The organism is Aestuariimicrobium ganziense (assembly GCF_015352975.1).
Classification (GTDB): domain Bacteria; phylum Actinomycetota; class Actinomycetes; order Propionibacteriales; family Propionibacteriaceae; genus Aestuariimicrobium; species Aestuariimicrobium ganziense.
Genome location: NZ_JACYIZ010000003.1, coordinates 410015 through 434246 on the forward strand (window position 1 = coordinate 410015; position 24232 = coordinate 434246).

General features: G+C 70.5%; 27 protein-coding genes and 1 pseudogene. 19 read left to right on the plus strand and 9 right to left on the minus strand.

Going from position 1 to position 24232, the window contains the following annotated elements; translation table 11 throughout:
* Positions 1–53: 53 nt before the first annotated feature.
* Both IE660_RS07990 and IE660_RS07995 read right to left on the minus strand, forming a co-directional pair.
* A complete protein-coding gene (locus IE660_RS07990; RefSeq protein WP_203567798.1) occupies positions 54–959 on the minus strand; it encodes a metallophosphoesterase in 906 nt (301 codons plus the stop codon).
* Positions 904–3415: pseudogene (locus tag IE660_RS07995) on the minus strand (transglycosylase domain-containing protein); the annotation flags it as partial. The pseudogene IE660_RS07995 and the gene IE660_RS07990, both read right to left, overlap by 56 nt.
* Before the next feature lie 121 nt (positions 3416–3536).
* Here IE660_RS07995 and IE660_RS08000 point away from each other — a divergent pair.
* From IE660_RS08000 to IE660_RS08015, 4 genes are all read left to right on the plus strand, one after another.
* Complete coding sequence (locus tag IE660_RS08000) at positions 3537–4550, plus strand: LacI family DNA-binding transcriptional regulator (RefSeq protein ID WP_203567799.1); 1014 nt, start codon at positions 3537–3539, stop codon at positions 4548–4550.
* 116 nt (positions 4551–4666) lie between these two features.
* Positions 4667–4984 (plus strand): WhiB family transcriptional regulator, encoded by a 318-nt coding sequence (locus tag IE660_RS08005; RefSeq protein WP_203567800.1) that lies wholly within the window; start codon positions 4667–4669, stop codon positions 4982–4984.
* Between the two features lie 62 nt (positions 4985–5046).
* Positions 5047–5211: a DUF4177 domain-containing protein gene (locus tag IE660_RS08010; protein WP_203567801.1), complete on the plus strand. Its 165-nt coding sequence runs from the start codon at positions 5047–5049 to the stop codon at positions 5209–5211.
* Position 5212: 1 nt separating this feature from the next.
* Positions 5213–5677, plus strand: coding sequence for a RidA family protein (locus IE660_RS08015; RefSeq protein ID WP_203567802.1), 465 nt, complete (start codon positions 5213–5215; stop codon positions 5675–5677).
* 72 nt (positions 5678–5749) lie between these two features.
* Here IE660_RS08015 and IE660_RS08020 read toward each other — a convergent pair whose 3' ends face one another.
* Positions 5750–6502 (minus strand): Crp/Fnr family transcriptional regulator, encoded by a 753-nt coding sequence (locus tag IE660_RS08020; RefSeq protein ID WP_203567803.1) that lies wholly within the window; start codon positions 6500–6502, stop codon positions 5750–5752.
* 198 nt (positions 6503–6700) lie between these two features.
* On the opposite strand from IE660_RS08020, the gene nth reads away from it, so the two are divergent.
* Genes nth through IE660_RS08035 form a run of 3 tightly spaced genes read left to right on the plus strand, consistent with a single transcriptional unit; the run spans position 6701 to position 8642 of the window.
* Positions 6701–7354 carry an endonuclease III gene (nth, locus tag IE660_RS08025; RefSeq protein ID WP_203567874.1) on the plus strand — a complete coding sequence of 218 codons (654 nt, stop codon included), beginning with the start codon at positions 6701–6703 and terminating at the stop codon, positions 7352–7354.
* Positions 7351–7986 carry a TlpA family protein disulfide reductase gene (locus IE660_RS08030; protein ID WP_203567804.1) on the plus strand — a complete coding sequence of 212 codons (636 nt, stop codon included), beginning with the start codon at positions 7351–7353 and terminating at the stop codon, positions 7984–7986. The genes nth and IE660_RS08030 overlap by 4 nt, the downstream gene beginning before the upstream one ends.
* Entirely contained in the window at positions 7983–8642 is a 660-nt protein-coding gene (locus IE660_RS08035; protein ID WP_203567805.1) for an NUDIX hydrolase, read from the plus strand. The genes IE660_RS08030 and IE660_RS08035 overlap by 4 nt, the downstream gene beginning before the upstream one ends.
* A gap of 93 nt (positions 8643–8735) precedes the next feature.
* On the opposite strand, the gene IE660_RS08040 is transcribed toward IE660_RS08035, so the two are convergent.
* From IE660_RS08040 to IE660_RS08050, 3 genes are all read right to left on the minus strand, one after another.
* Positions 8736–9218, minus strand: coding sequence for a phage holin family protein (locus tag IE660_RS08040; protein WP_203567806.1), 483 nt, complete (start codon positions 9216–9218; stop codon positions 8736–8738).
* A gap of 54 nt (positions 9219–9272) precedes the next feature.
* Complete coding sequence (gene nhaA / locus IE660_RS08045) at positions 9273–10502, minus strand: Na+/H+ antiporter NhaA (protein ID WP_328701894.1); 1230 nt, start codon at positions 10500–10502, stop codon at positions 9273–9275.
* Positions 10503–10586: 84 nt separating this feature from the next.
* Positions 10587–11333, minus strand: coding sequence for a class I SAM-dependent methyltransferase (locus IE660_RS08050; protein ID WP_203567807.1), 747 nt, complete (start codon positions 11331–11333; stop codon positions 10587–10589).
* A gap of 147 nt (positions 11334–11480) precedes the next feature.
* Here IE660_RS08050 and ssd point away from each other — a divergent pair, with 147 nt between their 5' ends.
* From ssd to IE660_RS08100, 10 genes are all read left to right on the plus strand, one after another.
* Entirely contained in the window at positions 11481–12557 is a 1077-nt protein-coding gene (gene ssd, locus IE660_RS08055; protein WP_203567808.1) for a septum site-determining protein Ssd, read from the plus strand.
* 24 nt (positions 12558–12581) lie between these two features.
* A complete protein-coding gene (locus tag IE660_RS08060; protein ID WP_203567809.1) occupies positions 12582–13763 on the plus strand; it encodes a TadA family conjugal transfer-associated ATPase in 1182 nt (393 codons plus the stop codon).
* A complete protein-coding gene (locus tag IE660_RS08065; protein WP_203567810.1) occupies positions 13763–14551 on the plus strand; it encodes a type II secretion system F family protein in 789 nt (262 codons plus the stop codon). The genes IE660_RS08060 and IE660_RS08065 overlap by 1 nt, the downstream gene beginning before the upstream one ends.
* Positions 14552–14606: 55 nt before the next feature.
* Positions 14607–15350, plus strand: coding sequence for a type II secretion system F family protein (locus IE660_RS08070; protein ID WP_203567811.1), 744 nt, complete (start codon positions 14607–14609; stop codon positions 15348–15350).
* A gap of 248 nt (positions 15351–15598) precedes the next feature.
* Positions 15599–15835: a DUF4244 domain-containing protein gene (locus IE660_RS08075; protein WP_203567812.1), complete on the plus strand. Its 237-nt coding sequence runs from the start codon at positions 15599–15601 to the stop codon at positions 15833–15835.
* 95 nt (positions 15836–15930) lie between these two features.
* Positions 15931–16254: a TadE family type IV pilus minor pilin gene (locus IE660_RS08080; protein ID WP_203567813.1), complete on the plus strand. Its 324-nt coding sequence runs from the start codon at positions 15931–15933 to the stop codon at positions 16252–16254.
* On the plus strand, positions 16251–16625 hold the full coding sequence (locus IE660_RS08085) for an Rv3654c family TadE-like protein (protein WP_203567814.1): 375 nt from the start codon (positions 16251–16253) through the stop codon (positions 16623–16625). Before IE660_RS08080 ends, IE660_RS08085 begins: the two co-directional genes overlap by 4 nt.
* Positions 16626–16634: 9 nt before the next feature.
* Positions 16635–17792, plus strand: a complete 1158-nt coding sequence (locus IE660_RS08090) for an AAA family ATPase (protein ID WP_203567815.1) — start codon at positions 16635–16637, stop codon at positions 17790–17792.
* Between the two features lie 53 nt (positions 17793–17845).
* Positions 17846–18106: a hypothetical protein gene (locus IE660_RS08095; RefSeq protein ID WP_203567816.1), complete on the plus strand. Its 261-nt coding sequence runs from the start codon at positions 17846–17848 to the stop codon at positions 18104–18106.
* Between the two features lie 112 nt (positions 18107–18218).
* Entirely contained in the window at positions 18219–18509 is a 291-nt protein-coding gene (locus IE660_RS08100; RefSeq protein ID WP_203567817.1) for a hypothetical protein, read from the plus strand.
* Positions 18510–18525: 16 nt separating this feature from the next.
* Here IE660_RS08100 and IE660_RS08105 read toward each other — a convergent pair whose 3' ends face one another.
* Genes IE660_RS08105 through IE660_RS08115 form a run of 3 tightly spaced genes read right to left on the minus strand, consistent with a single transcriptional unit; the run spans position 18526 to position 21276 of the window.
* The gene (locus IE660_RS08105; RefSeq protein ID WP_203567818.1) at positions 18526–20799 is read right to left on the minus strand and encodes a DEAD/DEAH box helicase; all 2274 of its coding nucleotides are present in this window, start codon (positions 20797–20799) and stop codon (positions 18526–18528) included.
* A 49-nt stretch (positions 20800–20848) separates the two neighbouring features.
* Entirely contained in the window at positions 20849–21055 is a 207-nt protein-coding gene (locus tag IE660_RS08110) for a hypothetical protein (protein WP_203567878.1), read from the minus strand.
* Complete coding sequence (locus IE660_RS08115; protein WP_203567819.1) at positions 21016–21276, minus strand: DUF3995 domain-containing protein; 261 nt, start codon at positions 21274–21276, stop codon at positions 21016–21018. Before IE660_RS08115 ends, IE660_RS08110 begins: the two co-directional genes overlap by 40 nt.
* Positions 21277–21555: 279 nt before the next feature.
* On the opposite strand from IE660_RS08115, the gene IE660_RS08120 reads away from it, so the two are divergent.
* Positions 21556–22941 carry an MFS transporter gene (locus IE660_RS08120; protein ID WP_203567820.1) on the plus strand — a complete coding sequence of 462 codons (1386 nt, stop codon included), beginning with the start codon at positions 21556–21558 and terminating at the stop codon, positions 22939–22941.
* Positions 22938–24179, plus strand: a complete 1242-nt coding sequence (locus IE660_RS08125) for a CehA/McbA family metallohydrolase (protein WP_203567821.1) — start codon at positions 22938–22940, stop codon at positions 24177–24179. Before IE660_RS08120 ends, IE660_RS08125 begins: the two co-directional genes overlap by 4 nt.
* Positions 24180–24232 lie beyond the last annotated feature (53 nt).

The window sequence follows — 24232 nt, forward strand, 5'->3', positions numbered from 1 at the left end:
GACGAGGACCGACGACGAGTGTATCCCACCGTCGCCGACCTCCGCCAAATGGTTCAGGCGCGGTCGCGACCGGGGCCCGACACCAGCGTCAGCAGCGTCGCCTCAGGTCGGCAGAACACCCGGTAGGGGGCATAGGGCGAGGTGCCGATCCCGGCCGAGACGTGCAGTGCGCAGGTGCGTCCGCCGGCAGTGTGGGAGTGGTAGCCCTTGACCCGCGCGGGTTCGATGTCGCAGTTGGTGACCAGCGCGCGTCCCGGCAGGCAGACCTGACCGCCATGGGTGTGGCCGGCCATCACCAGGTCCATCCCGTCGCGGGCCATGGCGTCGAGCAGGCGCAGGTAGGGGGCGTGGGTGACCCCGATGTTCAGGTCGGCGTCCACCGCGGGTCCGGCCACCTCGTCGTAGCGGTCACGATCCATATGGGCGTCGTCGGTGCCGCGGAAGGCGAGGTGTCGTCCCGCCACCGTGAGCTCGGCGCGCTGGTTGGTCAGGTCGTGCCAGCCGCGAGCGAGGAAGAGGTCGCGCAGTCGACGCCAGTCGAGGTTCGATGGCCCTTCCTGGTCACCGATCGGCAGGGCCGAGACGCCCAGGTAGCGCAGCGGGGACTTGAACTGGGCCCGCTTGTAGTCGTTGCTGCCGAAGACGAACACCCCGGGCACGTCGAGCAGACCACCCATGGCCTCGACCACCGGGTCGATGGAGGAGTCGAACGAGATGTTGTCACCGGTGTTGACGACCAGGTCAGGTTCCAGCTCCTGCAGGCTGCGGACGAAGGCGCTCTTGCGTCGCTGCCACGGCGCCAAGTGGATGTCGCTGATGTGCAGCACCCTGATCGGCGCTTGGCCGGGCGGCAGCAGCGGGGCCTCGACCTGACGAAGCGCGTAGCAGCTGGCCTCGGTCAGTCCCCACGCCAAGCCCGCCGTCGCCACCCCGGCGACGGCACCGACCGCCCGGATCACGGCTTCTTGCCCGGTTTCGGTTTCGTCGTCTCGCTGGTGGCGGTCGGTTTCGGCGGCTCCTTGGTGTTGCTGGGTTCGGTCGTCGCGGTCGGATCAGGCTTCGGATCAGGCTTCGGCTTCGGCCTGGGAGCCGGTCCGGCCGAGATCCTCAGGTAGATGGTCGTGCCCAGCGGCTGCATGCCCTGCGGGGTGGCCCCGAGGTAGTAGCCCTGCGGCCAGTTTGAGTAGACCCGCATCGGGCTGGTGCTGAACCCGGCGGCCTCGATCGTCCGCTTGGCCTCGTCGTAGCCCATACCGCTGGTCGAGGGCACCTGCTTCTTCTTGCCCTCCAGGATCTCCTCGGTCGGCGCGACGAAGCGTGTGTGCTTCTTGCCCTTGAGGGCCTCCGTCATGGCGGCGTTCCAGATCTGGCCCGCGTCGCCAGAGCCCGAGCCCTCGAGCCACGTCCCGCTGGGGAGCCTGATCTGCTTCAGCGACTTGCGCTTGCCTTCCCAGTATGGGTTGCCCTTGTCGATCGAGATCATCGCCACACCGGCCATCTCGGGGGTGTAGCCGGCGAACCAGACGGCCTCGTTCGACTCAGTGGTGCCGGTCTTGCCGGCCTGGTCGAAGTCGCCAGAAAGGGCCACCCTGGCACCGGTGCCGGGTCGCTCCATCACCTTCGACAGCACGTAGTTGGTGCCGTCGGCGATCTGGGGTTCGATGGCCTTGGCGCACTTGTTGGCGGGGACGGCGAGCTTCGCGCCGGCCTTGTTGACCACCGACTGCAGGATCAGCGGGGTGCAGTGCACGCCGCGGTTGGCGAAGGTGGCGTACGCCTCGGCCATCGACAGCGGGGTCACCTCGACCGTGCCCAGAGTGAACGAGGGGTTCGACGCCTGAGACTCCATCTTCTCGCCGGTGGCGATCTTGGCGCCCACCTTCGCCGCCATCCGGGTGGTCTCGCAGATCCCGACTCGCTGCTCCAGCTGGACGAAGTAGGTGTTCACCGAGCCCTGAGCGGCCTCAACCAGCGAAATGTCGCGGTTGTCGTAGCCCCGCACTGAGTTCGAGACCTTGTAGTCGCTGGGGAAGACGAACGACCCCTCGCAGTTGCTGAAGGTCTCGCCCTTGAACTGCATCGGTGAGGTGGCTCGGATCCTGGTCTTCGGGGTCAGGCCCTTCTCGAGCGCCGCGGCCACGGTGAAGGCCTTGAACGTCGACCCGGCCTGGAAGCCCATCGCGTCGCCCATCGACTTCTCGACGTTGTAGTTCAGGTAGGTCTGGCCCGGCTGCTTGCCCATCTTGGGACGAGACTGCGCCATCGCCACGATCAGGCCAGTCTTCGGCTCGAGCAGCACCGAGGTCGCGATCACCGGGTCGGTCGGGGCGACCATCTTGGCGATCGCCTTCTCGGCGGCGCGCTGGGTGCGCGGGTCGATCAGGGTCTGGATGGTGAGGCCACCACGCTTGAGACGACTCTCGCGCTCTTCGGTGGTCTTGCCCAGGCTGGTCATCTGCGGGCCGACCAGCGTGCGTCGCACGTAGTCACAGATTTGCGGGAACTCCGAATAGGTGCAGCCATTGGGCTCGGGCTGGATCTTGGAGGTGTCGAAGCCGGCCTTCTTCACCCTCTCTGCCGCGTCCGGGGTGATGATGCCCAACTCGGCGATCCGGTTGATCACCACGTTGCGGCGCTGCATCGCGGCCTCGGGGTGCAGGCGCGGGTTGGTCGCGGTCGGGTTCTGCACCAGGCCGGCCAGCATCGAGGCCTGGGCCAGGTTCAGCTTCGCGGCGGTGGTGTTGAAGTAGTGCCGAGCGGCCGCCTCGACGCCGTAGGCGCCGTCACCGTAGTAGGCGATGTTCAGGTAGCGCTCGAGGATCTCGTCCTTGCTGTACTTCTTCTCCAGCGCGATCGCGTAGCGGAGCTCGCGGATCTTGCGGGTGTAGGACTCCTCCTGGGCCTTGGCCATGCCTTCGGCGTCGTCGTTGGCCCACGCGGTCTGCACCAACACCTGCTTGACGTACTGCTGGGTCAGGGTCGAGCCACCCTGGGTCTGGCCACCGGCCGAGTTGCGCAGCAGCGCACGCAGGGTGCCCTGCAGGTCGATCGCACCGTGCTCGTAGAAGCGGTGGTCCTCGATGACGACCTGGGCGATCCGCATGTTCGGGTGGATCTTGTCGAGCGGCACGTAGATCCGGTTCTGGTCGAAGAAGCGACCGAGCTCGGAGCCGTCAGCCATCAGGATCACCGACTTCTCCGCCTGGGGCGGAATGTCGAGCGCGGCGGGCAGTTCCTCGAGGCTCTCGGACCCGGCCTTGGCGGTTCCACCAGCCATGGCGACGAACGGCACTGCCAGCCCTGCCGTCAGCAGTCCACACAGCACACTGACCACCAGGAACATGGTCAGGGCATAGAGCTTGCTCGCCTTGGGGGGGTGACTCATGTCTTCCAGAGTACGTGACGGATCCGTCAGACCCCATTCGGCGACCTGCGCCTGCGGTGGTGGCGTGGGGTGAATCCCCAATTCCGCGGGGTGTACGGTTCAATCGATTCAGTTCAATTCGCGCGCGCAACGCGCAGGAGGACGAGCGCGTATGTCGCAGGCCAGCATCAAGGACGTGGCCGCCCACGCAGGGTTGTCGGTGGGCACGGTCTCGAACGTGCTCAACCATCCCGACAAGGTCTCCGAGGCGACCAGGGCCAAGGTGCTGCGCTCGATCGAGGAGCTCGGTTTCGTCCGCAACGAGGCTGCCCGCCAGCTGCGCGCCGGGACCAGCCAGTGCGTCGGTTTCGTCGTGCTGGACGCCGCCAACCCCTTCTTCCACGACATCGCCGCCGGGGTGGAGGAGTCGGCCGACGCCGCCAACCTGCAGTTGCTGCTGGCCAACTCCGGGTCCGACCCCGACCGTGAGGCCCGCCACCTGGCCCTGTTCGACCAGCAGCGGGTCAAGGGGCTGCTGGTCAGTCCGGTGCGGGGAGTGAGCGCGGTGCTCGAGCGCTTGGCCCGCCGTGGGATGCCGACCGTCCTGGTCGACATCGACTCGTCCGGAGGCGCCTACTCCTCGGTCTCGGTGGACGACGTTGCCGGCGGGCGGATGGCCACCCGTCACCTGATCGACCAGGGCCACACCAAACTGTGTTACGTCGGCGGACCACCCCTGACCCTGCGCCAGGACGCCGACCGCTTCATCGGGGCGTCGGAGGAGGTCGCCGAGCACGTCGGGGTCTCGCTCGAGCACGTCAGCGTCAGTCGACACCACCTCGAGGGCGGACGATCCGCTGCCGACCGGGTGCTGGCCCGACCCGAGCGCGATCGTCCCACTGCGGTGTTCTGCGCCAACGACCTGCTCGCGCTGGGTTTCCTGCAGGGGGTGATCGCCGCGGGCCTGCGGGTACCCGACGACCTGGGCCTGGTCGGCTACGACGACATCTCCTTCGCCGCAGGTGCCTCGGTGCCGCTCAGCTCGGTGCGCCAGCCCAGCCACGAGCTCGGCCAGCAGGCCATGGCGCTGCTGATGGAACAGATCGACGACCCCGAGGTCACGCGCAGCAATGTCGTGCTGCAGCCGGAGCTGGTCGTCCGCGAATCGAGCGCACTGCGCCGCTGAGCGCCGGTCGTCGTGGTCGGGGTTCACCACCGCTGATCTGGGGTCTGGTCAGGGCGTCGAGTGCCGAGTAGGTTTGTGTGGCAAGTACGCACCCTCCCTCACCGAACGGGGACTCAATGTCGCATGCGCACGCCGACCAGCCCTGGAGCCTTCAGGCGCACTGCCGCGACCGGGGCGACGACATGTTCGGCGAGACCCAGGACCAGAAGCGGGCGCGGTTGGTGTGCAACGGGTGCCCGGTGCGCGCGGAGTGCCTGGCCGAGGCCCTGACCCATCGCATCGAGTGGGGGGTCTGGGGTGGCATGACCGAACGGGAACGGCGCCACCTGCTGCGCCAGCGCCCCGACATCTCCGACTGGCGTGAGGTGCTGCTCAACGCACCCACCATCGACCGGACCCACCTGGTCAACAGGGTGCAGCACCCGGCCCAGTGACGTTGCAGCTCGGCTGCCGGTGAGCGCGTGGGCGCCCAGTGCCCTGTGACTAAGGTGTCGGCATGACCAAATGGGAGTACTTCACCGCACCGATCCTGACCCACGTGTCGACCCAGATCCTCAACAACTTCGGCTCCGACGGCTGGGAGTTGGTGCAGATCGTCCCCGGACCCAACCCCGAGAGCCTGGTCGGCTACTTCAAGCGGCCGCTGCCCGAGGCGAAGTGACGTGACCCAGACGCCCTCGTCCCGGCTGGAACAGCTGGGCATCGCGCTGCCGCCGGTGGTGACGCCGCTCGCGGCCTACACCCCGGCCACCAGCGTGGGCAGCCAGGTCTGGACCTCGGGGCAACTGCCGATGGTCGACGGAGCGCTGGCCGCCACCGGCAAGCTCGGTGGCCAGATCAGCCTCGAGCAGGGGGCAGACCTCGCCCGCCAGGCCGCCCTGAACGCCATTGCCGCCGCGGCCGGCCTCGCCGGTGGCATCGACCGGATCACCCGGGTGCTCAAGGTCGTGGTCTACGTGGCCAGCGAGGCCTCGTTCACCGACCAGCCCAAGGTCGCCAACGGCGCCTCGGTGCTGCTGGGTGAGGTGTTCGGCGACGCAGGCGTGCACGTGCGCAGCGCCGTGGGGGTCAGCGTGCTGCCGCTGGACTCCCCGATCGAGGTCGAACTGGTCGTCGAGACCGCCTGAGGACGCCTCGCAGGGCTGGACGACGGCGGGGTGGACGACGGGGGGCGGGACGAGGTCTCGTCCCGGCGTCGCTCAGCCCACCCGGGCCGTGAGCTTGTCGGCGTCGCGGATCAGCAACGATCCGACGCCCACCTCGACGATGCCGCGCTGCTCGAAGTCTGACAGGGCCTTGTTGACGCTCTCGCGCGACGAGCCCACGATCTGGGCCATCTCGGACTGGGTGAGGTCATGGCGCACCTGGATGCCTTCACCGGTGCGCTCGCCGAAGCGCTCGGCCAGGCTGAGCAGAAGGTGGGCGAGCCGTCCCGGAAGGTCGCTGACCAGCAGCCCTGCGGTCTGGTCGTCGCTTCGCCGCAACCGTGAGGCCATCTGGCGCAGCATGGCCTGGCAGATGTCGTGGTGGGTGGCGATCAGGGTGCGCATCGCCGACCCGGTGATGCGAAGCGTCGCGCCATCGGTGCTGGCCGTCGCCGAGGTCGAGCGGTTGCCGACGTCGAACAGCGACAGCTCACCGAACATCTCACCGGGGCCCATCAGCCACAGCAGCGACTCGCGCACCGGCTGGGCCTGGGCTCGACGGCGCAACTCCTTGACCGTCACCTTGCCGGTGATCGGCGGCAGCGGCGGGGGCTGACGCCGGGCCCGCCGGGTGAGCTTCACCTTGCCGTCGATGATGATGTGCAGGTCGTCGGGGGCGTCCCCGCTGGAGAAGAACACGTGCCCGCGGCTGTGCTGCTCGATCGCTGACTGCGCCAGCAACTCGCCCCGGGAGGCAGCGCTCAGCCCCGCCAGGAACGGCAGGCGGGTCAGCTCAGTTCGGCTCACGGCTTCCTCTCGGGGCGCGGGACCAGAGGCGAGTGGGGCCAATGGTGGACGGCAGTCTAGTGGCGAGCGTCGCGTGAGGCCCACCCGAGCGGCGAGAGCGGCGGTGAACTGTCGGCGTAGGCTGGGCCGGTGCCACGTTCCCGTACCGCCAAGCCCGTCGACCAGCCGTCGTCCGACCTGGTGGCCAGGGCCCGCACGATGGACGAACTGCTGGCCGAGTGCTACCCCCAGGCACGTGCCGAACTCGACTTCACCACCCCGCTGGAACTGCTGGTCGCCACCGTGTTGTCGGCCCAGTCGACCGACAAGCGGGTCAATCTGGTCACCCCTGCACTGTTCGAGCGCTACCCGACCCCGCACCACTACGCCGAGGCCGACCCGGCAGAACTCGAGGAGATGATCCGCCCCACCGGCTTCTTCCGCGCCAAGACGCAGTCGTTGATCGGCCTGGGCCGCGCCCTGGTCGACCAGTTCGACTCGGTGGTGCCCTCGACGCTGGACGAACTGGTCACGCTGCCGGGCGTGGGGCGCAAGACCGCCAACGTCGTGCTCGGCAATGCCTTCGGCGTGCCCGGGTTGACCCCGGACACCCACTTCATGCGGGTGACCCGACGGATGGGATGGACCACCGAGACCACCCCCGACCGGGTCGAGCAGGCGATCGCGCTGCTGTTCGACCCCGACGACTGGGTGATGGTCAGCCACCACGTGATCTGGCACGGACGACGCCGCTGCCACGCCCGCACCCCGGCCTGCGGCGCCTGCCCGGTGATGGCGCTGTGCCCGAGCGCCGGCCTCGGCCCCACCGACCCCGACCAGGCGGCCAAGCTGGTCAGGGAGCCGCGCGGATGAGGACGGTCGGTCTTGCCCGCTGGGGGCGCCTGCTGGTCGGCGCGCTGGCGCTGGTCGTCCTCGCCGGGTGCCAGGACGAGCCCGGCTACCAGTTCCCCGCCGACTCGGCGTCGCCGACGGCCGTGCGCAGTGACCTGTCGGCGCAGCGCAAGGCTGCGGGAATCGCCGACTGCCCGGCCGACGTGGCAGGACAGGAAGCTGTCGCGGGCGGGCTGCCCGAGGTGAGGCTGGAGTGCCTCGGCGGTGGCACCGGAGCCACGTTGTCGAAGTTGCCGCGCAAGCCGATGGTGCTGAACTTCTGGGCGCAGTGGTGTGGGCCGTGCCGCGACGAGGCCCCGCACCTGGCTGCCGTGGCGCGCAGCACCAAGGGCTCGGTGCAGTTCATCGGCGTGAACCAGAACGATCCCCGGCCAGAGCTGGCGATCGAGTTCGCCGGTGAGGCGGGCTGGAGCTATCCCCAGTTGGCCGACGAGCTCAAGGCGACCCGCGCGGCTCCGCTGCAGGTGACCGGCCTGCCGACCACGATCCTGGTCTCGGCCGACGGTCGGATCGTCCACCGGGTCGCCGGGGTGATCGAGTCGGAGGAGGCACTGCGGGCGTTGATCGGCGAACACCTCGGGGTGGACGCGTGAGCGTGACGTCCGGGGGTGCTGGCGACCGGCTCGAGGTGCTGCGGTCGGCCCTGGTGCCGGTGGCGGACAGCCACGTGGAGTGGGCGCCGACGGCCGGTGGCGGGCGCGGGCCGAGGCCGGCGGCGGTGCTCGCCCTGCTCAGCGACCACCCGTCGCCCGACCTGCTGTTCACCGAACGATCCCGGCACCTTCGCCACCACGCTGGGCAGATCTCGTTCCCCGGCGGACGGATCGACCCCGGAGACACCTCGCCCGCGGCCGCGGCGCTGCGTGAGGCCAACGAAGAGGTGGGTCTGCGCAGTGAGGCGGTCACGCTGATGGGCGAGTTGCCCGCGACCGCGCTGACCACCACCTTCTTCCGGGTCACCACGGCGGTCGGGCTGTGGGACGGACGCGGGATGCTGGTGCCCGAGGAGGCCGAGGTCGCCGCAGTGCACCGCTACCCGGTCGACCTGCTGGCCGACCCGTCGACCAGGCGCAGCGCGCGGCATCCCCTGGGGGGCAGCGGACCCGCGTTCGTCTTGGACGACATCGTGATCTGGGGGTTCACCGCGCACCTGGTCGACCACCTGCTGCGGCTGGCTGGCTGGGAGCAGCCCTGGGACGAGGAGCACCTGATCGACGTGCCGAGGCGATTCCTGCGCTCAGGACTGTGAGGCGGTCTGGCTGATCGAGTGGGGAGCGCCCCCCGCATGGTTGATCGAGTGGGGAGCGAAGCGACCGTGTCGAGATCCCCCGGCGACAGAAACTCAGTCGAGGGCGCGGCGGGCCTGGCGGATCGTCTTGGCGGCCAAGGCATTGTTCGTGACCACGGTCTTGCCCTCGGCGGCAGAGGTTTTCAGCGCAGCGACGGTGGCCTTGGCCTCGGCGATGGTCGCCTCGGGCGCCTTGACCTGATCGATCTCCTTCTTGCCGACCACCGCGAGCACCGCGGCGATCACCAGCAGCACCAACGCCATCGAGATCAGGCCCAGCACCACGCTCAGCACCATGCCGAGCCCGACCGGACCTGACCACAGCAGGGTGAAGGCACCCGCGCCCGCCAGGAACAGCAGTGAGACGGCGTTGAGGGCGAGGTAGCCGGCGGCGCCGAACATGCCACCACCCTTGCCCGCGTGGGCGACGGCGGGCTTGACCTCGGCCTGGGCCAGCGCCTTCAGGTCGGTGGCGATGCGCGCACCGTCGGTCTTGATCCGGTCGACGATGGACGCGACCTGCGACGTGTTGGGCACTGCTACTCCTCGTCCGTATGGATGACCCAGATCAGGGTGGTGGACGAGGTCAGTCTAGGGCCGCTCGACAGCGACCGCAGCCGCCGGTGCGTGCCGTCGTCCGCGGATCATCAGGCTGATCGACCCGGTGATCGCCGCGATCACCGACGCGGTCAGCACCGCCATCTTGGCGGGAGCCAGTTCGGGCGTGCCGGCGAAGGCCAGTTCGCTGATCAACAGCGAGACGGTGAATCCGATCCCGGCCAACTGGGCCACCGCCAGCAGGTCGCCCCACTCGACCCCCTCGCCGAGTTCGGCCGAGGTGAACCGGGCGGTCAGCCGCGCACCCAGGTAGACGCCGATGATCTTGCCCGCGACCAGGCCCAGGATCACCCCCAGCGGCACCGGATCGGTCCACAGTGCGCGCAAGGCATCACCGTCGATGGCCACCCCGGCGGCGAACAGCGCGAACAGCGGCACCACCAGACCGGCCGACCACGGCTGCACGTTGTGCTGCCAGCGGTCCAGTGGCTCGTCCAGCGTTTCGGCAGTCGCCCGGGTCAGCAGTCCCAACCCGACGCCGGCGATGGTGGCGTGCACGCCCGACTGCAGCATCAGGTACCAGGTGAGCACGAACAGCGGCACGTAGAACCAGCCGTTGTCGATCCGGCGGCGCTGCATGAGCCACCACAACGCCATGCAGGCAGCCGCCCCGGCCAGCATCACGAGGTTGATGCCGTGGCTGAACCCGATGGCGATCACCAGGATCGCGCCGAGGTCGTCCACGATCGCCAGGGTGAGCAGGAACGCCCGCAGCGCAGCGGGCAGCCGGTTGCCGACGATCGCCAGCACCGCCAGCGCGAACGCGATGTCTGTGGCCATCGGGATCGCCCACCCGCGAGGGGAGCCACCGTCGACCAGCAGGTTCGTGGCCAAGTAGATGCCCGCGGGTACGACCATGCCGCACACCGCGGCGACGATCGGCACCAGCGCGTCGGCGGGACGGGACAGCGAACCCTCGGTCAACTCACGCTTGAGTTCCATGCCGGCCGAGAAGAAGAAGACGGTGAGCAGGCCGTCGGTGGCCCAGTGGGCCAAGCTCAGTGGACCCAGTTGGTGGTGGGCGAGGCGCTGGTAGGCCATCGGTTCGGCATTGGCCCAGACCAGGGCCACCACCGTGGCGAACAACATCAGGAACCCGCCGGTGGTCTCGCGACGCAGCACCTCGGGCAGGTGCAGGGCGTCAGCGCCCTGGGCGGGGCGGAACAGGATCCGGCGGAGCGTGAACGGTCGACGTGAGGTCACAGTGGACTTTCGGGGTAGGACGACTGGTGTGCCGACCAGACTTCCCGGCGCTCCGACGTCGATCGTACAGCCCGGTTGTGTGGGTCAGAGCGGGATGACCAGCCCGTCGTCGTCGATCTCGATCGGGGCGGTGAGCTCGTCGTGGTCGACCCAAGCCCGGTGGCACTGCAGCAGGTAGGGCAGCCGCAGTGCGTCGGCGCCGGGTGCAGCGTCGTCGTGCAGCCGGGCGACGTCGTCCAGCACCTTGTTGCGGTCGGGTTCTGCCAAGCCCTGGATCGCGGGCAGCGCCTCGACCATGCCCAGCAGTTGGGTGCGGGTGATCGGCACCCAGTGCCGGTGCTGGGTGCGCTCGAGCCCGCCGAAGTACTTGCTGCTGGCCAGGTGGGTGACCGAGTCGGCGCCGTAGTTGCCCGCCATGGCGGCCGGGTCGATCTTCTGGACCAGGGCGGTCAGCCGGCGCACCCACGGCACCGAGTCGTCCCTGACCAGGTACGACACGCCGGCTCGTCCGCCCGGACGAAGCACCCGCGCCATCTCGGACAGCACCAGTCCGGGAGCGAACCGGTGGAAGTCCTGGTGGCTGAGCACGACGTCGAACTGGCACGGCTGGAAGGGCAGCGACTCGGCCTGCGCGACGACGGCGGTGATGCCGTCGACGTCGGCCAGCGCCGCCACAACCTGCGGCGAGCGATCGACGGCGAACACGTCGTGGCCTGCACGATGCAGCACCCGCGGCAGGGTCGCGCCACCCAGGGTGAGCACCCGCAACGGGTTCGCCGCGGTCAGCCAGGTGACGGCCTGGTCGGGCAGGTGGTAGCGCGGCAACGACATGGCCCCATGGTAGGGATCGCGACCGCGACCGGCCCGGCGGGCACGCGGACCACGGATGGCTGGCGGGCCACCTGTGGACAGAGAGCGTTGTCCACAGGCCAGAAGTTGGGTGGCGCGAGAGACGGGGGTGCGGCCCAGAGTGTGGGCGTGAGAGCTGCCTGCCTGACGCGAGAACCGTCGACCGCCGAGCAGGTCGAGGCCTGTGCGGCGGCTGCCGGGGGTGAGGTGACGGTCGTCGACGACCTCGCGGACGCGGCGCGGTGGTGGCGACAGGCCGACCTGCTGCTGGTGGGGGCCGACGTCGCCGGTGACGTCGCCGCCGCGGGGCTGCCCCAGCGTGCCGATGTGCACCTGGTGGGGCCCGAGCCTGCCACGCTGGTCGGCTGGTCGGCCCCACTGCACGCCTCGGTGCTGGTGCTGCCCGACCAGTCCGCCCTGCTCAGCGCACTGTTGTCGAGCACGGGACGAGACAGCGGTGGCCGCGCCCAGGTGCTGCGCCTGGTCGGCGGCTCGGGTGGGCTGGGGGTGAGCACGGTGTGCGCGGGTCTGGCCCTGGCCGCCGCGCGACGCCGCTGGAAGGTGGCGGTGGTCGAACTGGCCACCTGTGGGGGTGGCCTCGACCTGGTGTTCGGGGCCGAGCAGTCGGCTGGTTGGCGCTGGCCCGAACTGGCTGCGGCCAGCGGGCACGTGGGTGACTTGGGTGGCAGGCTGCCGACCAGCGCCGGGGTCGACCTGGTCTCGGCCGGGCGCGGTGACTGGCAACGTGCGCCCGCGCCGGCCGTGCGTGCCGTGCTGGGTTCGTTGGTCCGCACCCACGACCTGGTGGTGGTCGACGCCGGACGCGGAGAGGACCCAGCCGGCACCGAGTTGGCTCGCTGCCAGACCTGGCTGATGGTCGGCGCCGACGTTCGCTCGGTGGTGGCTGCCCAAGGGCTTGTCGCGCTGGCCGGGCTGCAGGAGCCCGGGCTGGTGGTGCGTCAGGGACGAGGACGCGGCCTGCCGGCTGGTGAGGTCTCTCGTGCGTTGGAGTTGCCCGCTCGTGGACGCGTGCGCGATGACCGCACCGTGCCGCTCGCGGCCGAGGCGGGCGATCCTCCCGGCCGATCGGCGCGCAGTGTGCTCGGGCGCGATTGCGCCGCGTTGCTCGACAACCTCGACGTGCGCCCGGTCACACCGGCGGTGGACGAGTCGGCGGCCCCAGGGCCACGCCGGTTGGCGAGCTGAGCAGGCACGGAGAGGAGTACTGGCATGGGCGACGAGGAGCTGGAACTGGTGCGCGGGCGACTGGCGCTGCTGGGGCGTCCGCATCGTCCCGATGACGTGGCACAGGTGATGTCGGAGTTGGGCCTGGTGGTCTCTGACGCCCTGGTGCTGTGGACCTTGGAGCGGCTGCGGACCACGTCGGTGGGGGCGGGGCTGTTGGAGCCGCTGCTCAAGCTGCCGGGGGTCACCGATGTGTTGGTCAACGGACCCGACCGGGTCTACATCGACCGGGGGCAGGGACTGGAGCTGACCCAGGTGCGGTTCGGTTCCGACGCCGAGGTGCGTGCCCTGGCCACTCGGATGGCCGCCTCGGTGGGCCGACGGCTCGACGACGCCAGCCCCTGGGTCGACGCCCGACTGGCCGATGGCACTCGCGTGCACGCTGTGCTGGGCGTGCTCAGTGCCACCGGCACCTGCCTGTCGCTGCGCGTGCCCTCGAGGCAGGGCCTCACCCTCGCCGACTGGGTGGCCAACGGATCGATGACCATTGGCTGTCGGCACCTTCTCGAACAGCTGGTCGCCTCGCGGCGTGCCTTCCTGGTCTCGGGCGGCACGGGAACGGGCAAGACCACCTTGCTGGGGTCGCTGCTGGCGCTGGTCGACCCCGAACAGCGGGTGCTCGTGGTCGAGGACTCCCGCGAGCTCAAGGTCGACCATCCCCACGTGGTCTCGCTCGAGGGCCGGGTCGCCAACGCCGAGGGTGCTGGCGCGGTCACGTTGACCGACCTTGTCAGGCAGGCCTTGCGGATGCGTCCGGACCGACTGGTGCTGGGGGAGGCCCGGGGGGCGGAGCTTTCCGACCTGCTGATGGCCTTCAACACCGGTCACGAGGGTGGCTGTGGCACGGTGCATGCCAACTCGGCTGCTGACGTGCCGGCTCGGCTGGAGGCCTTGGCGGCGCTGGGTGGGATGGGCAGAGCTGCCTGCCACGCCCAGGTGGTCGCGGCCATCCAGGTGGTGGTGCACGTGACCAGGGGTGACGATCGGCGCCGTCGGGTGTCGGAGATCGGGGTGGTCGAAGCGGTGAGCGACCAGTTGCGGGTGGTGCCGGCGGTCCGGTGGCGGCAGGACGCGACCGAGGTGCGCGGCGCCGGGTGGCAGCGACTGCTCGAGGTGGTGGACGAGGCGCAGCTCGTCGGGTCGGTGCCAGTACTGCAGGGGTCGTGATGGAGGCCGTCGCGGTGCTGGCGGCGGGGCTGGCCGGGTGGTGCTGGGTGCGGCCGCCACGTCGCGGCGTCGCGGTGCGTTCACCGGCGTCCGGTGGGCGTGGAGGACGGCGGCATCCGGTCGTGGTGCTGGTGCTGGCCGTTGGCTGCGTCGCTGTGGCGGCCCTCGCCGGCGGGCCGGTCGGACGGTGGGTGGCCACCGCACTGGTCGCGATGATGACGGGTTCCTGGCTGGTCGCCTCGGCGCGCCGCAGGGCAGCGTTGACCCGGACACGCACCCAGGTCAGCGATGGTTGCCAGTCGCTCAGCGGCCAACTGCGGGCCGGGCAGGTTCCCGGCCGGGCCCTGCTGGTGGCCGCCGAGGACTGCCCGGTGATGGAGCGGGCAGCCGCCAGCCACCGGATCGGTGGGGATGTGCCGTCGGCGTTGCGGGCGGCAGCTGGTGCGCCCGGCGCCGAGGGGCTGGTGGCGTTGGCGGCAGCGTGGCAGCTGGCCGAGGGTTCCGGGGCCCCGATCGCCGACCTCGTTGATGGCGTGGCCGAGGAGCAGCGCGACCAGCAGCGGCTGCAGGGTCTGGTGGGCAGCGAGTTGGCTGCGGCCAGGGCGACCGGCAAGATGCTCGCGGCACTGCCGCTGGTGGGTGTCGCGATGGCCGCGGCCGTGGACGCCGATCCCGCTGGCTTCCTGCTGGGCACGACCCTTGGCCAGTTCTGTGTGTTGGCCGCGGTCGCCCTGACCTCGACCGGTCTGGTCTGGACCGAGACGATCGCCGAACGGGGTGCCCGGTGACCGGGGTGTGCGTTGACCGAAACTGCGCTGCGACCGGTGGTGCGCCGTGGACCTGATGGCTGGGGTGGCGGCGTTGGCCGCTGGGCTGACCTGTTGGTGCGTCTGGCCGGTGCGGGCGGGGGTCACGCGGCTGCGGGCCGGCCCGCGGAACCCGCGGCTTCCCGCGCTGCTGCAGGGTGCGGGTGACCTTCCGCCCCGCGTGCGACTCGTGGCCGCCGTCGCCGGTGCGGTCGCGGCCCTGATGATGCTGCCCGGCTGGTACGGCTGGGTCGGTGGGCTGCTGGCAGCAGCGGTGGTCGGTGTCGGGTCGGGTCACCTGCAGACCGGACGACAGCGTCGTCGGCAGGAAGCCCTGGCGAGGGAGATGCCGGTGGCCCTCGACCTGTTGGTGGCCATGGTCTGCGCAGGGGCCCCGCTGCGCGGGGCCGCCACCCAGGTGGCGGCGGTCAGTCCCCCGACGACTGCCGAGGTGCTGGGGCTGGTGGTGTCCCACACCCAGGTCGGTCTGTCGGACGAGCGGGCGTGGCGGCAACTGGTCGAGGGGCCCCAGTGGAGTGGGCGGTGGGCGCCGGTGGCCCGTGACCTGGCGAGGTCGGTCTCGACCGGGGCGGGGGTGGCGCAGGTGCTGTCCACCCACGCTCGTGAGGCCAGGCGTCGCCGTCAGGAGGCGCTGGAACGCACCGCGCGCACCGTCGGGATTCGCTCAGTGCTGCCGCTGATGGTCTGCTTCCTGCCGGCCTTCGTGCTGGTGGGCGTCGTCCCGATTGTGGCGGGGACGATCCTGCGTGCCCTGGGCTGAACGGTGCGCTGGTAGATGTCGTGCAGGCCGAACAGGTCTTCGGACTGCCACGAGGTCTGGCTGATCGGTCGTGCCTGCCGGTCTGTGCCCACGTGCTCATCGCTTCCCACTCGACGTCTGTCCACAGCTGGCCGCCGGGTCGGAGTGTCGTCCACAGGCCCAGCACAAGTTGGCTGATCGAGCGGCTCGATTCCCACAGTGAGGGTGAGCCCACGAGGAGTGGGAACACAACGAAAGGGACGGATCCCATGAACACCATCGACCTGCTCGACACCACCAAGTACGCGCCGGTCCGCAAGCCGAAGGGGCGGGTGCGCCGCCTGGCCGAGCGAGGGATGACCACGGCCGAGTACGCGGTCGGGATCCTCGCGGCATGCGCCTTGGCGCTGGTGCTGCTCAAGGTCTTCAGCGACAACCAGTTCTTCACCGCTTTGCTGAAGCTCGTGATCAAGCTGATCGGCACCGTCGGGGGAATGATCAAGTGAGGCCGGTCAGGAGGTGGCGCCCGTGCTCGGGCGTCCCCTCCTGTGGTCGCAGGGAAGGGCTCGACATGGGAGCGAGTCGGAGTCAGGAACGAGGCATGGTGACCGTCGAACTGGCGGTCGGGGTGCTGGTGTCGGCGTTGTTGCTGACGGTGTTGAGCGGCGTCGTCGGACTGGTGATCCTGCAGGACCGCTGCCGTGACGTGGCCGGTCTGATCGCCCGCGAGATCGGACGTGGTGACGCCCGGGGCGAGGCCCGGGCCCGTACCCAGGTGCCGGCTGGGTCGACGGTTGACGTCCGCACCAGCCAGGGCTGGGTGAGGGTGACGGTGACCACCGAACAGCGCTGGGGTCGGTTGGGCCCAGTCACACTGACCGGGTCGGCCGAGGTGCCGCTGGAGTTGGGGGAGCCGGAACGATGAGACGCCGCGACGAGCGCGGGGCGGGGACGGTGCTGACGGCGGTCGTCCTGCTCGGCCTGTGCCTGTGCCTGGCGGTCGGTCTGGTGGCGGTGGGCTGGATGTCGTCCAGACGCCACGCGACCCAGGTGGCCGACCTCGCCGCCCTGGCCGGGGCCCAGGCCTTTGCCCGCGGCGACCGGGCCTGCCCTGTGGCAACTGAGGTGGCCGACCGCAACGAGGCCACCGTGACGGGTTGCGCGACCGAGGGTGAACGCTCGGCCTTCGTGGTGCGGGTTGAGGTGCAGGTCCAGTTGCGACCGCACCTGAGGGGCGCCCCCGGCACGGTGACGGTCACTGGCGTCGCCGGGTCTGCTGTCAGCGGTGGTGGCTAGTGTCGTCGCATGCTCACCACCTTGGCCGTGCACGGCTACCGGTCTCTGCGCGAGGTGGTGCTGCCACTGGCGCCAGTGACCGTGGTGACCGGGGCCAATGGTGTCGGTAAGTCCAGCCTGTACCGATCATTGCGGTTGTTGTCCGAGACCGGCGCGGGTCGGCTGGTGAGTTCGCTGGCCCATGACGGTGGGCTGCAGCGGGTGCTGTGGGCCGGGCCTGAGACGGTGACCCGGGCCATGCGCACCGGGGAGGTGCCGGTGCAGGGCACCGGGTCGCGGCGGGCTCCGATCAGCCTGATGCTCGGGTTTGCGTCCGACGAGTTCGGCTACCTGGTCGACATCGGACTGCCGATCCCGAGCCAGACCGCGTTCAGTCGTGACCCGGTGCTCAAGCGCGAGGTGGTCTTCGCAGGCCCCCTGATGCGACCCGCCACGACGCTGGTGCAGCGCAAGGGATCGCGGGTGCTGTCGTCGGGTGAGGTGGTGCTGGACGACCTGTCCGACCGGCTCAGCCTGCTGTCCGAACTCGGCGACCCGCTCCACCATCCCGAGGTCAGGGCGGTGCGGCACGAGCTGTCCGGCTGGCGGTTCTACGACAGCTTCCGCACCGACCCGGCCTCCCCGGCCCGGCAGTCGGCGGTGGGCACCTGGACCCCGGTGCTGGCCGACGACGGCGCCGACCTGGCCCCAGCGATCCAGACCATCCTCGAATCGGCCTGGGCGACACGGCTCACCGAAGCGGTGGCAGAAGCCTTCCCCGGTGGGCAGCTCGATGTCGCCGAAGCCGGTGGCCGTTTCGAGTTGGTGTTCACCCAGCGCGGACTGCTGCGTGCGCTCAACGCCGCAGAACTCTCCGACGGCACCCTGCGGTTCCTGCTGCTGGCCGCAGCACTGCTGAGCCCCAGACCGCCACGGCTGCTCGTCCTCAACGAACCCGAGACCAGCCTGCACCCGCAGGTGCTCCCGGTCGTGGCTGAACTGGTGAGCCAGGCCGCCGCTCGCACCCAAGTGGTGGTGGTCAGCCACTCCGATCGCATCGTCCAGGCACTGGCCGTCGACCACGCCGACCAGGTCGTCCACCACGAGCTTCGCAAGGAGGTCGGCGAGACGGTCGTGGCCGACCAGGGCCTGCTGAGCCGCCCGCCCTGGAACTGGGGCAGCCGGTGACGGTGCGCAGGGCGGCGACTCGCCTGCCACGGGCCTAGCGTCGACTGATGCACGTGGGCACGCTCCTGTCGGTCTTCGGCCTCGGGGTGGCTGGCTTCGACCCGCTCGGAGCGCTCATCGTCGCGGCGGCGCTGGCGATGGGTGCGACCGGTCGTTCGTTGCTCGCCTTCCTGACCACCTCGTCGATGGTGCCCTTGGTTGTCGCGGTGCTCGCGGGGCATGCGCTGGGGCCCGTCGAGGCCGCCGTCGGTCCCTGGCTCCACCTGCCGTCTCGGCCATTGCGTCGATCCAGCTGGTCGCTGGGCTGGCGCTGATCGTCTGGGCTCTGTGGCGCCGACGCAGGCCAGTCGCCCCGAAGCCCACCAAGGCACCCAAGGGAGTGTCGGCGCGGGCGACGGCCGTCGCCGGGGGGGGTTCGGAGTCACCGTGCTGGCCGATCCCGCCTACCACGGCGCGATCGCGGTGGTCGCCCACGTCCATCGTCCTTGGGTCCGGGTGGGCCTGTTGGCGTGCTGGTTGGTTGTTGCCCACGTGGCGCTCGGGGTGCTGGTGGTCGCCCAACTGGTGCGTCCCTCGCGTGGCGTCGGGCCGTGGCTGCAGCGGGCCTGGCGTCGGTGGGCGCCGAGAGTCACCGCAGTCCTCTTCCTCGTCGCCATCGTGGCTGGCTCGGGCCTGGTCGTCGACGGGGTGTGGCACTTGCTCGGCCGGCGTCACTGACCATTGTCGTCGTGCGTCAGTTCGGGTCGTTGAGCAGCGCCCGGACCAGGGCCAGCGCAGCCGCCTTGTCGAGGAACTGGTTGGCGTTGCCGCACTTGGGCGAGACGATGCAGGCCGGGCAGCCCACCTCGCAGCCACAGGTCTGCAGGCGTTCGGCGGTGGCGGCCAGCCACTGCTCGGCGACCTCGAAACCTCGCTCGGCGAAGCCGGCCCCACCGGGGTGGCCGTCGTGCACGAAGATCGTGCAGCACCCGGTGTCGGGGTGCGTCACCGTCGACAATCCGCCGATGTCCCACCGGTCGCAGGGCGCGAACACCGGCAGCAACCCGATCGCGGTGTGCTCGGCGGCGTGCGCGGCGCCGGCGAGCAGGCGGGCGTCCAGGTCGAGGCCCTCGACCACCGCCGCGGGGATCGTCCACCACATCGACCGGGTGCGCATGCGACGCTCGGGCAGGTCGAGCGGGGTCTGGTCCCAGACCTCGTGGGTGACCTCGTCGCGCCTGAGGTAGCCGACCACCTGCTCGGTGGTCTCGACGTCGCCCACGTGCACCGTGGCGCCGCGGTCGCCGAACGGCCGCGACCTGCTCACCCGCTGGATCCGTACGTCCGACAGGCTGCGCGGCTGGGTGAACCAGCCCGGTCGGGCCGACCGTACCCACGCCTGGTGTTCCTCGGGCAGGTAGTCCTCGACCAGCCACTGCTCGCCCTGGTGCAGGTAGACCGCACCGGGGTGCACCGTGCGGTCGGCCGCGCCGGGGTCGACCTGGCCGATCACCCGACCGGTGTCGACCTCGATGATGTCGAGGGCTCGTCCACCCATCGAGCGCAGGTCGATGTGGTCGACCGCCCGATCAGGCCGGGTCCAGAACCACCCCTGCGGCCGGCGCCTGAGCACCTGCTGCGCCGCCAGTGCATCGGCGACTGTGACCAGGCTGGGCCCGAACCACCGCTGGTCGGCCTCGGTGAGCGGGATCTCCTGGGCCGCAGCGGCCAGGTGCGGGCCCATCACGTGGGCGTTGGCCGGGTGAAGCACGGTCTGCTCGACGGGGGTGTCGAAGATCAGCTCGGGGTGGGTGAACAGGTAGGCATCCAGCGGATCCTCGCGGGCCAGCACCACCGCCAGCGCATCGCGGCGGCCGCGGCCGGCTCGTCCGACCTGTTGCCACAGCGCCGCCATCGTCCCCGGGAACCCAGCCACCAGCACCGCGTCCATGCCGGCCACGTCGATGCCCAGCTCGAGGGCATTGGTCGAGGCCACGCCGGTGAGCCCCCCTGACTGCAGTTCTGCCTCGAGGTTGCGGCGGTCGTCGGCGAGGTAGCCGGCACGGTAGCTGGCCACCTTCGCGGTTCCGGTGACCAGGTCCTGGGCGCGCAGTGCGATGAGCTCGGCCTGGGTGCGCGAGGGCACGAAGGCGATGGTCTGGCGGCCCTCGTCGACCAGGTGGGCCAACAGCCAGGCGGTGTCGCCGGGCACGGTGTCGTTGGGCTGCCACAGCAGCACGTCGCGGGTGGCGTGCGGTGAGGTGTCGTCATCGACCAGGGCGATCTCGTCCTCGCCGATCAACCGGGCTGCGGTCAGGTCGGCGCGGGTCGCCGTGGCCGAGGCCATCACGAAAGTGGGATCGGCGCCCAGCGAGGCACAGATCCGGCGCAGTCGGCGCAGCACGTTGGCGACGTGGGCGCCGAAGACCCCGCGGTAGCGGTGCGCCTCGTCCACCACTACGTAGCGCAGGCTTCCCAGCAGCGGAGCCCACCGCTCGTGGTTGGGCAGCACCGAGCGGTGCAGCATGTCGGGGTTGGTCAGCACGTAGCGGGCGTGCTCGCGGGCGAAGCGTCGTTCGGCCTGGTCGGAGTCGCCGTCGAGGCTGGTGACCAGCCAGTCGTCGGGTGCCAGGTGCCGGGCGGCGCGGTACTGGTCGTGGGCCAGCGCCTTGGTCGGTGCGAGGTAGAGCGCGGTGTGCGGGCGGCGGGTCAGCTTGGCCCGCACCCCGGTCACCTCGACACCCAATCTCGGGGTGGCTGAGGCGGTGGCCGCCATCAGCGGCAGCAGGTACCCCAGGGTCTTGCCCGACGCGGTGCCGGTGCTGATCGCCGCGTGGCGGCCGGCGAACACGTGCTCGGCCAGCGCGACCTGGTGGGCCCAAGGACGCTCGATGCCGGCGGCGGTGACCGAGGCACGCACGTCGTCGGGCAGCCAGGTCGGCCAGTCGGCAGTCGTGCCGGCTGAGGCCGGACGGTGGTGGCGGCCGACGATGCGCACGTCGTCCTCGAGCCAGCCCGGTACCGCCATGCCTTGCATCCAACCACGCGCCACCGACAGGGTTCGCCGCGCGTCGGGGTCAGGACGAGCGCCGCTGCCTGGTCGCCCAGAGTCCCACAACCAGCGCCACACCCCAGAGCAGGAACAGCGGGTCCCACAACCAGGCGTGCCCGACCATGCCGGCCCGGTCGAAGTCGTCACCACGGGGCAGCACCCCGGCGAGGACGAGGTTGGCCACCGCCGTGTTCAGGCCACCGCAGCCGACCAGTACGGCAGCCCCAGCCACGACACCAGCCGGGTGAGTCGACGCTCCGTGCAGCCCACGCGCGCCAGCACCACCGTTGCCACCGCGAAACCGATCTTGACCAGCCCCACCGGCGCCAGCAGCCAACGGCGGTCGGCGAACTCGCTGACGATCCGCTCGCCCAGGGTCGAGACCAGCCAGGTGCCTCCCGCGGCCCAGTACAGGCTGAACAGCCCGTGCGCGACACCCGCGAGCGCGGCCACCACCAGTGCGGGATGGACGCCGCGTCGACGGGTGGTAGCGGTGCCCGGGGCGCCAGCCGCTCTGAGGGTCGGTCATGCTCCGAGCCTTGCAGGCGCACCCGGCTCCGCACCTCGGGCGAGCCCCCGGCCAACCCCTGAGCCGACCGGTGTCCGGTTTCGGGCAGAAGTTCCGCGCCGGATGCCCTCAAGCCCCCCGCCCGCAAACCTCTGCCCGTTTCCGGACATCGCTCCTGCGCCCCCGGCTAGCCTGAGCGCGTCCGCAGCCCGACGGAGGACCCTGTGACCAGCGCCCCCACCACCGCGCACCCCGAGCGGCCCACCCAGCAGCCACGCCAGACCTCACCGTTCGGCTACGCCCTGGGCATGTTGGGCATGAGCATCCCGATGAACATGATCCGGGGCTCGATGATCCTGTTCTACGTCGACATCCTCGGCCTCGATGTGCGGGCCTACGGCACGGTCATGTTGGTCTACGCGGTCATCGATGCCATCGACAACCCGGTGCTCGGCCACCTGTCCGACCGCACGCGCACCAGGTTCGGTCGCCGGCGGCCGTGGCTGGTGGTCGGCACCACGGTGATGGCTGCGGCGTTCGTCGGCTTCTTCAGCGCCCCCGACTCACTCGAGGGACTCGGCCTGGTCGCCTGGTTCACCGTGTTCGCCCTGCTCTGCGAGGCAGCCGACTCGATGATCTCGGCCAACTACGGTGCGCTGCTGCCCGAACTGTTCCCGGTCGAGAAGCGCCGGGCCGTGGCCAACTCGCTGCGCCAGGGCATGCAGTTGGTGGCCATGATCATCGCGCTGGCCCTGACCCCGTTGCTCACCACCAGCGTCTTCGGCACCGAGACCACCACCGAGGGGTTCCGCACCACCGCACTGATCTACGCCGCGATCGCCTTGGTCGCGCTGGGGGTGATGGTCGCCTCGGTGCGCGAGAACCCCAGCTACGAGCACGAGCACCGGCCGCGCTTCTTGGCCAGCATCCGCGACATCATCACCACCAAGCTGTTCTGGACCATCGGCTTGGCCTCGGCTTGCTACCTGATCCCGCTGGCGATGGTGCTGGCCGGGCTGCAGCTGTACGTGAAGTACACGCTCGGGTTGGCGGTCGCTCAGGCGCTGGTCATCCAGGGTGTGGTGATCCTGGTCGCCGCCGGGTTCCTGGCGATCTGGACGCGGGTGATCCGCCGCCGCGGCGCCCCGTGGGTGTGGCGGGTCTCGTTCGGATTCCTGGCCGCCGGCTTCGTCCCGCTGTACTTCGCCACCAACCTGGCCACCGCCGTCGCAGCCGGGTGTGTGATCGCGGTCGGCTGGGCAGGTCTGATGGCTACCAACGACCTGATCCAGGCCCGGCTTCTCGACGAGGACGCCCGCCGCCATGGCGTGCACCGCGAAGGCATCTTCCTGTCCGCGTTCGGCTTCTTCGGACGCCTGTCCGGCGGCATGAACGGTCTGGCGCTGGCGTCTCTGGCCATGTTCTTCGGCTATGTCTCCGGCAACGATCCAGGGCCACAGCCCGACCGGGCCTTCCAGGTGTACATGTCGGTCTACCCGTTCATCGTCGCCGTGGTCGGGCTGGTGCTGGCGCTGCTCACCCGGGTGCCCTCGGCCGGTGCCCACGCGGTCGACGAGCCTGAGGCCGCGACGGTGGGAGAGCAGCCATGACCGGGCCCGCGGTCGTCCACCAGTTCACCGCCACGCTCGAGCAGCAGGCGGACGACCGGTACCCCGAGTTCACGTTCGAGGTCGGCCGTGCTGACTCGTTCGAGGTGCGCCTCACCCACCAGCGTGATGCCGGTGTGGTCGACCTGGGGTTGTCGGGGCCGCAGGGGTGGCGGGGCTGGTCGGGAGGTGCCCGCGACTGGTTCGCGGTCGAGCGCGACCGTGCCACCCCCGGCTACCTGCCCGGCATCGAGCCCGGCGTCTGGCAGGTCGTCCTCGGGTTGCACGCGCTGCCCGCCGACGGCCTGCCGGTGACCATCGAGGTGTTCGTCCCGGCGACTCGTCCTGTCGAGGACGAGCCGCCGCGTCCAGCGCCGCCGACCGCCCCGCGCGGCAGCGACCGTCGCCCGGACGCCCCGACAGGGCTGCAGTGGTTTGCCGGCGACCTGCACGCCCACACCCACCACTCCGACGGCACGCTGTCGGTTGCCCAGTTGGCTGCTGCGGCGACCGGACGAGGGCTCGACTTCCTGGCGGTCACCGACCACAACACCACCTCGCACTTCGCGCACCTGCCCGAGCTGGGGGCCGCGTACGACCTGGCACTGCTGCCCGGCCAGGAGGTCACCACGCACCGCGGGCACGCCAACGCCTACGGCGACATCGGCTGGGTCGACTTCCGCCAGCACCCCGACCGCTGGTTCGAGCAGGTCACCCGCGAGGCCGGACTGCTGTCGATCAACCACCCGTTGCAGGATGACTGCGGCTGGCAGCATCCGATGGCGACGATGCCGCCGCTGCTGGAGTTCTGGCACATCTCGTGGTTCCTCGACCTGACCGCCACTGGTGCCTGGGCCTACCTCGAACAGCTGCGCCACCGCCCCGAGTACGCCGAACGGGGACGCCCGGTTCTGATCGGCGGATCGGACTTCCACAACCCCGACCAGGGCTATCCGCCGGGCACCCCCACCACCTGGGTCCTGGCCGAGGACCGCTCGCCCGAGGCGCTGCTCGCGGCGGTGGCCGCCGGGCGCACCGTGATCAGCCGCTTCCCCGGCGCTGGTGAGCCGCTGCTGATCCGACTGGACGATGATCTGCTCGCGATCGATGCCGACGGCACTGTCGCGGTCGACCAGGACGGCAGGCGACGGGTCGTCCACGGCGACCGTGTGGCGCTGGGTGCGAGCGACCAGGTGATGCGGCTCGAGGCGGCCGACCGGACGCTCCTCGCGATCGCCTGACCATCATCCAGAGAATCCGGCTATATCCATCGTGAAGTAGCGAATGCGGCGAT

What these genes read in the sequence shown, in the direction of transcription:
- IE660_RS08000 (WP_203567799.1), top strand. Translation starts at nt 3,537, where the DNA reads ATGTCGCAGGCCAGCATCAAGGACGTGGCCGCCCACGCAGGGTTGTCG.
- IE660_RS08005 (WP_203567800.1), top strand. Translation starts at nt 4,667, where the DNA reads ATGTCGCATGCGCACGCCGACCAGCCCTGGAGCCTTCAGGCGCACTGC.
- IE660_RS08010 (WP_203567801.1), top strand. Translation starts at nt 5,047, where the DNA reads ATGACCAAATGGGAGTACTTCACCGCACCGATCCTGACCCACGTGTCG.
- nth (WP_203567874.1), top strand. Translation starts at nt 6,701, where the DNA reads ATGGACGAACTGCTGGCCGAGTGCTACCCCCAGGCACGTGCCGAACTC.
- IE660_RS08030 (WP_203567804.1), top strand. Translation starts at nt 7,351, where the DNA reads ATGAGGACGGTCGGTCTTGCCCGCTGGGGGCGCCTGCTGGTCGGCGCG.
- IE660_RS08050 (WP_203567807.1), bottom strand. Translation starts at nt 11,333, where the DNA reads ATGTCGTTGCCGCGCTACCACCTGCCCGACCAGGCCGTCACCTGGCTG.
- IE660_RS08060 (WP_203567809.1), top strand. Translation starts at nt 12,582, where the DNA reads ATGGGCGACGAGGAGCTGGAACTGGTGCGCGGGCGACTGGCGCTGCTG.
- IE660_RS08065 (WP_203567810.1), top strand. Translation starts at nt 13,763, where the DNA reads ATGGAGGCCGTCGCGGTGCTGGCGGCGGGGCTGGCCGGGTGGTGCTGG.
- IE660_RS08070 (WP_203567811.1), top strand. Translation starts at nt 14,607, where the DNA reads ATGGCTGGGGTGGCGGCGTTGGCCGCTGGGCTGACCTGTTGGTGCGTC.
- IE660_RS08075 (WP_203567812.1), top strand. Translation starts at nt 15,599, where the DNA reads ATGAACACCATCGACCTGCTCGACACCACCAAGTACGCGCCGGTCCGC.
- IE660_RS08080 (WP_203567813.1), top strand. Translation starts at nt 15,931, where the DNA reads ATGGTGACCGTCGAACTGGCGGTCGGGGTGCTGGTGTCGGCGTTGTTG.
- IE660_RS08085 (WP_203567814.1), top strand. Translation starts at nt 16,251, where the DNA reads ATGAGACGCCGCGACGAGCGCGGGGCGGGGACGGTGCTGACGGCGGTC.
- IE660_RS08090 (WP_203567815.1), top strand. Translation starts at nt 16,635, where the DNA reads ATGCTCACCACCTTGGCCGTGCACGGCTACCGGTCTCTGCGCGAGGTG.
- IE660_RS08105 (WP_203567818.1), bottom strand. Translation starts at nt 20,799, where the DNA reads ATGGCGGTACCGGGCTGGCTCGAGGACGACGTGCGCATCGTCGGCCGC.
- IE660_RS08125 (WP_203567821.1), top strand. Translation starts at nt 22,938, where the DNA reads ATGACCGGGCCCGCGGTCGTCCACCAGTTCACCGCCACGCTCGAGCAG.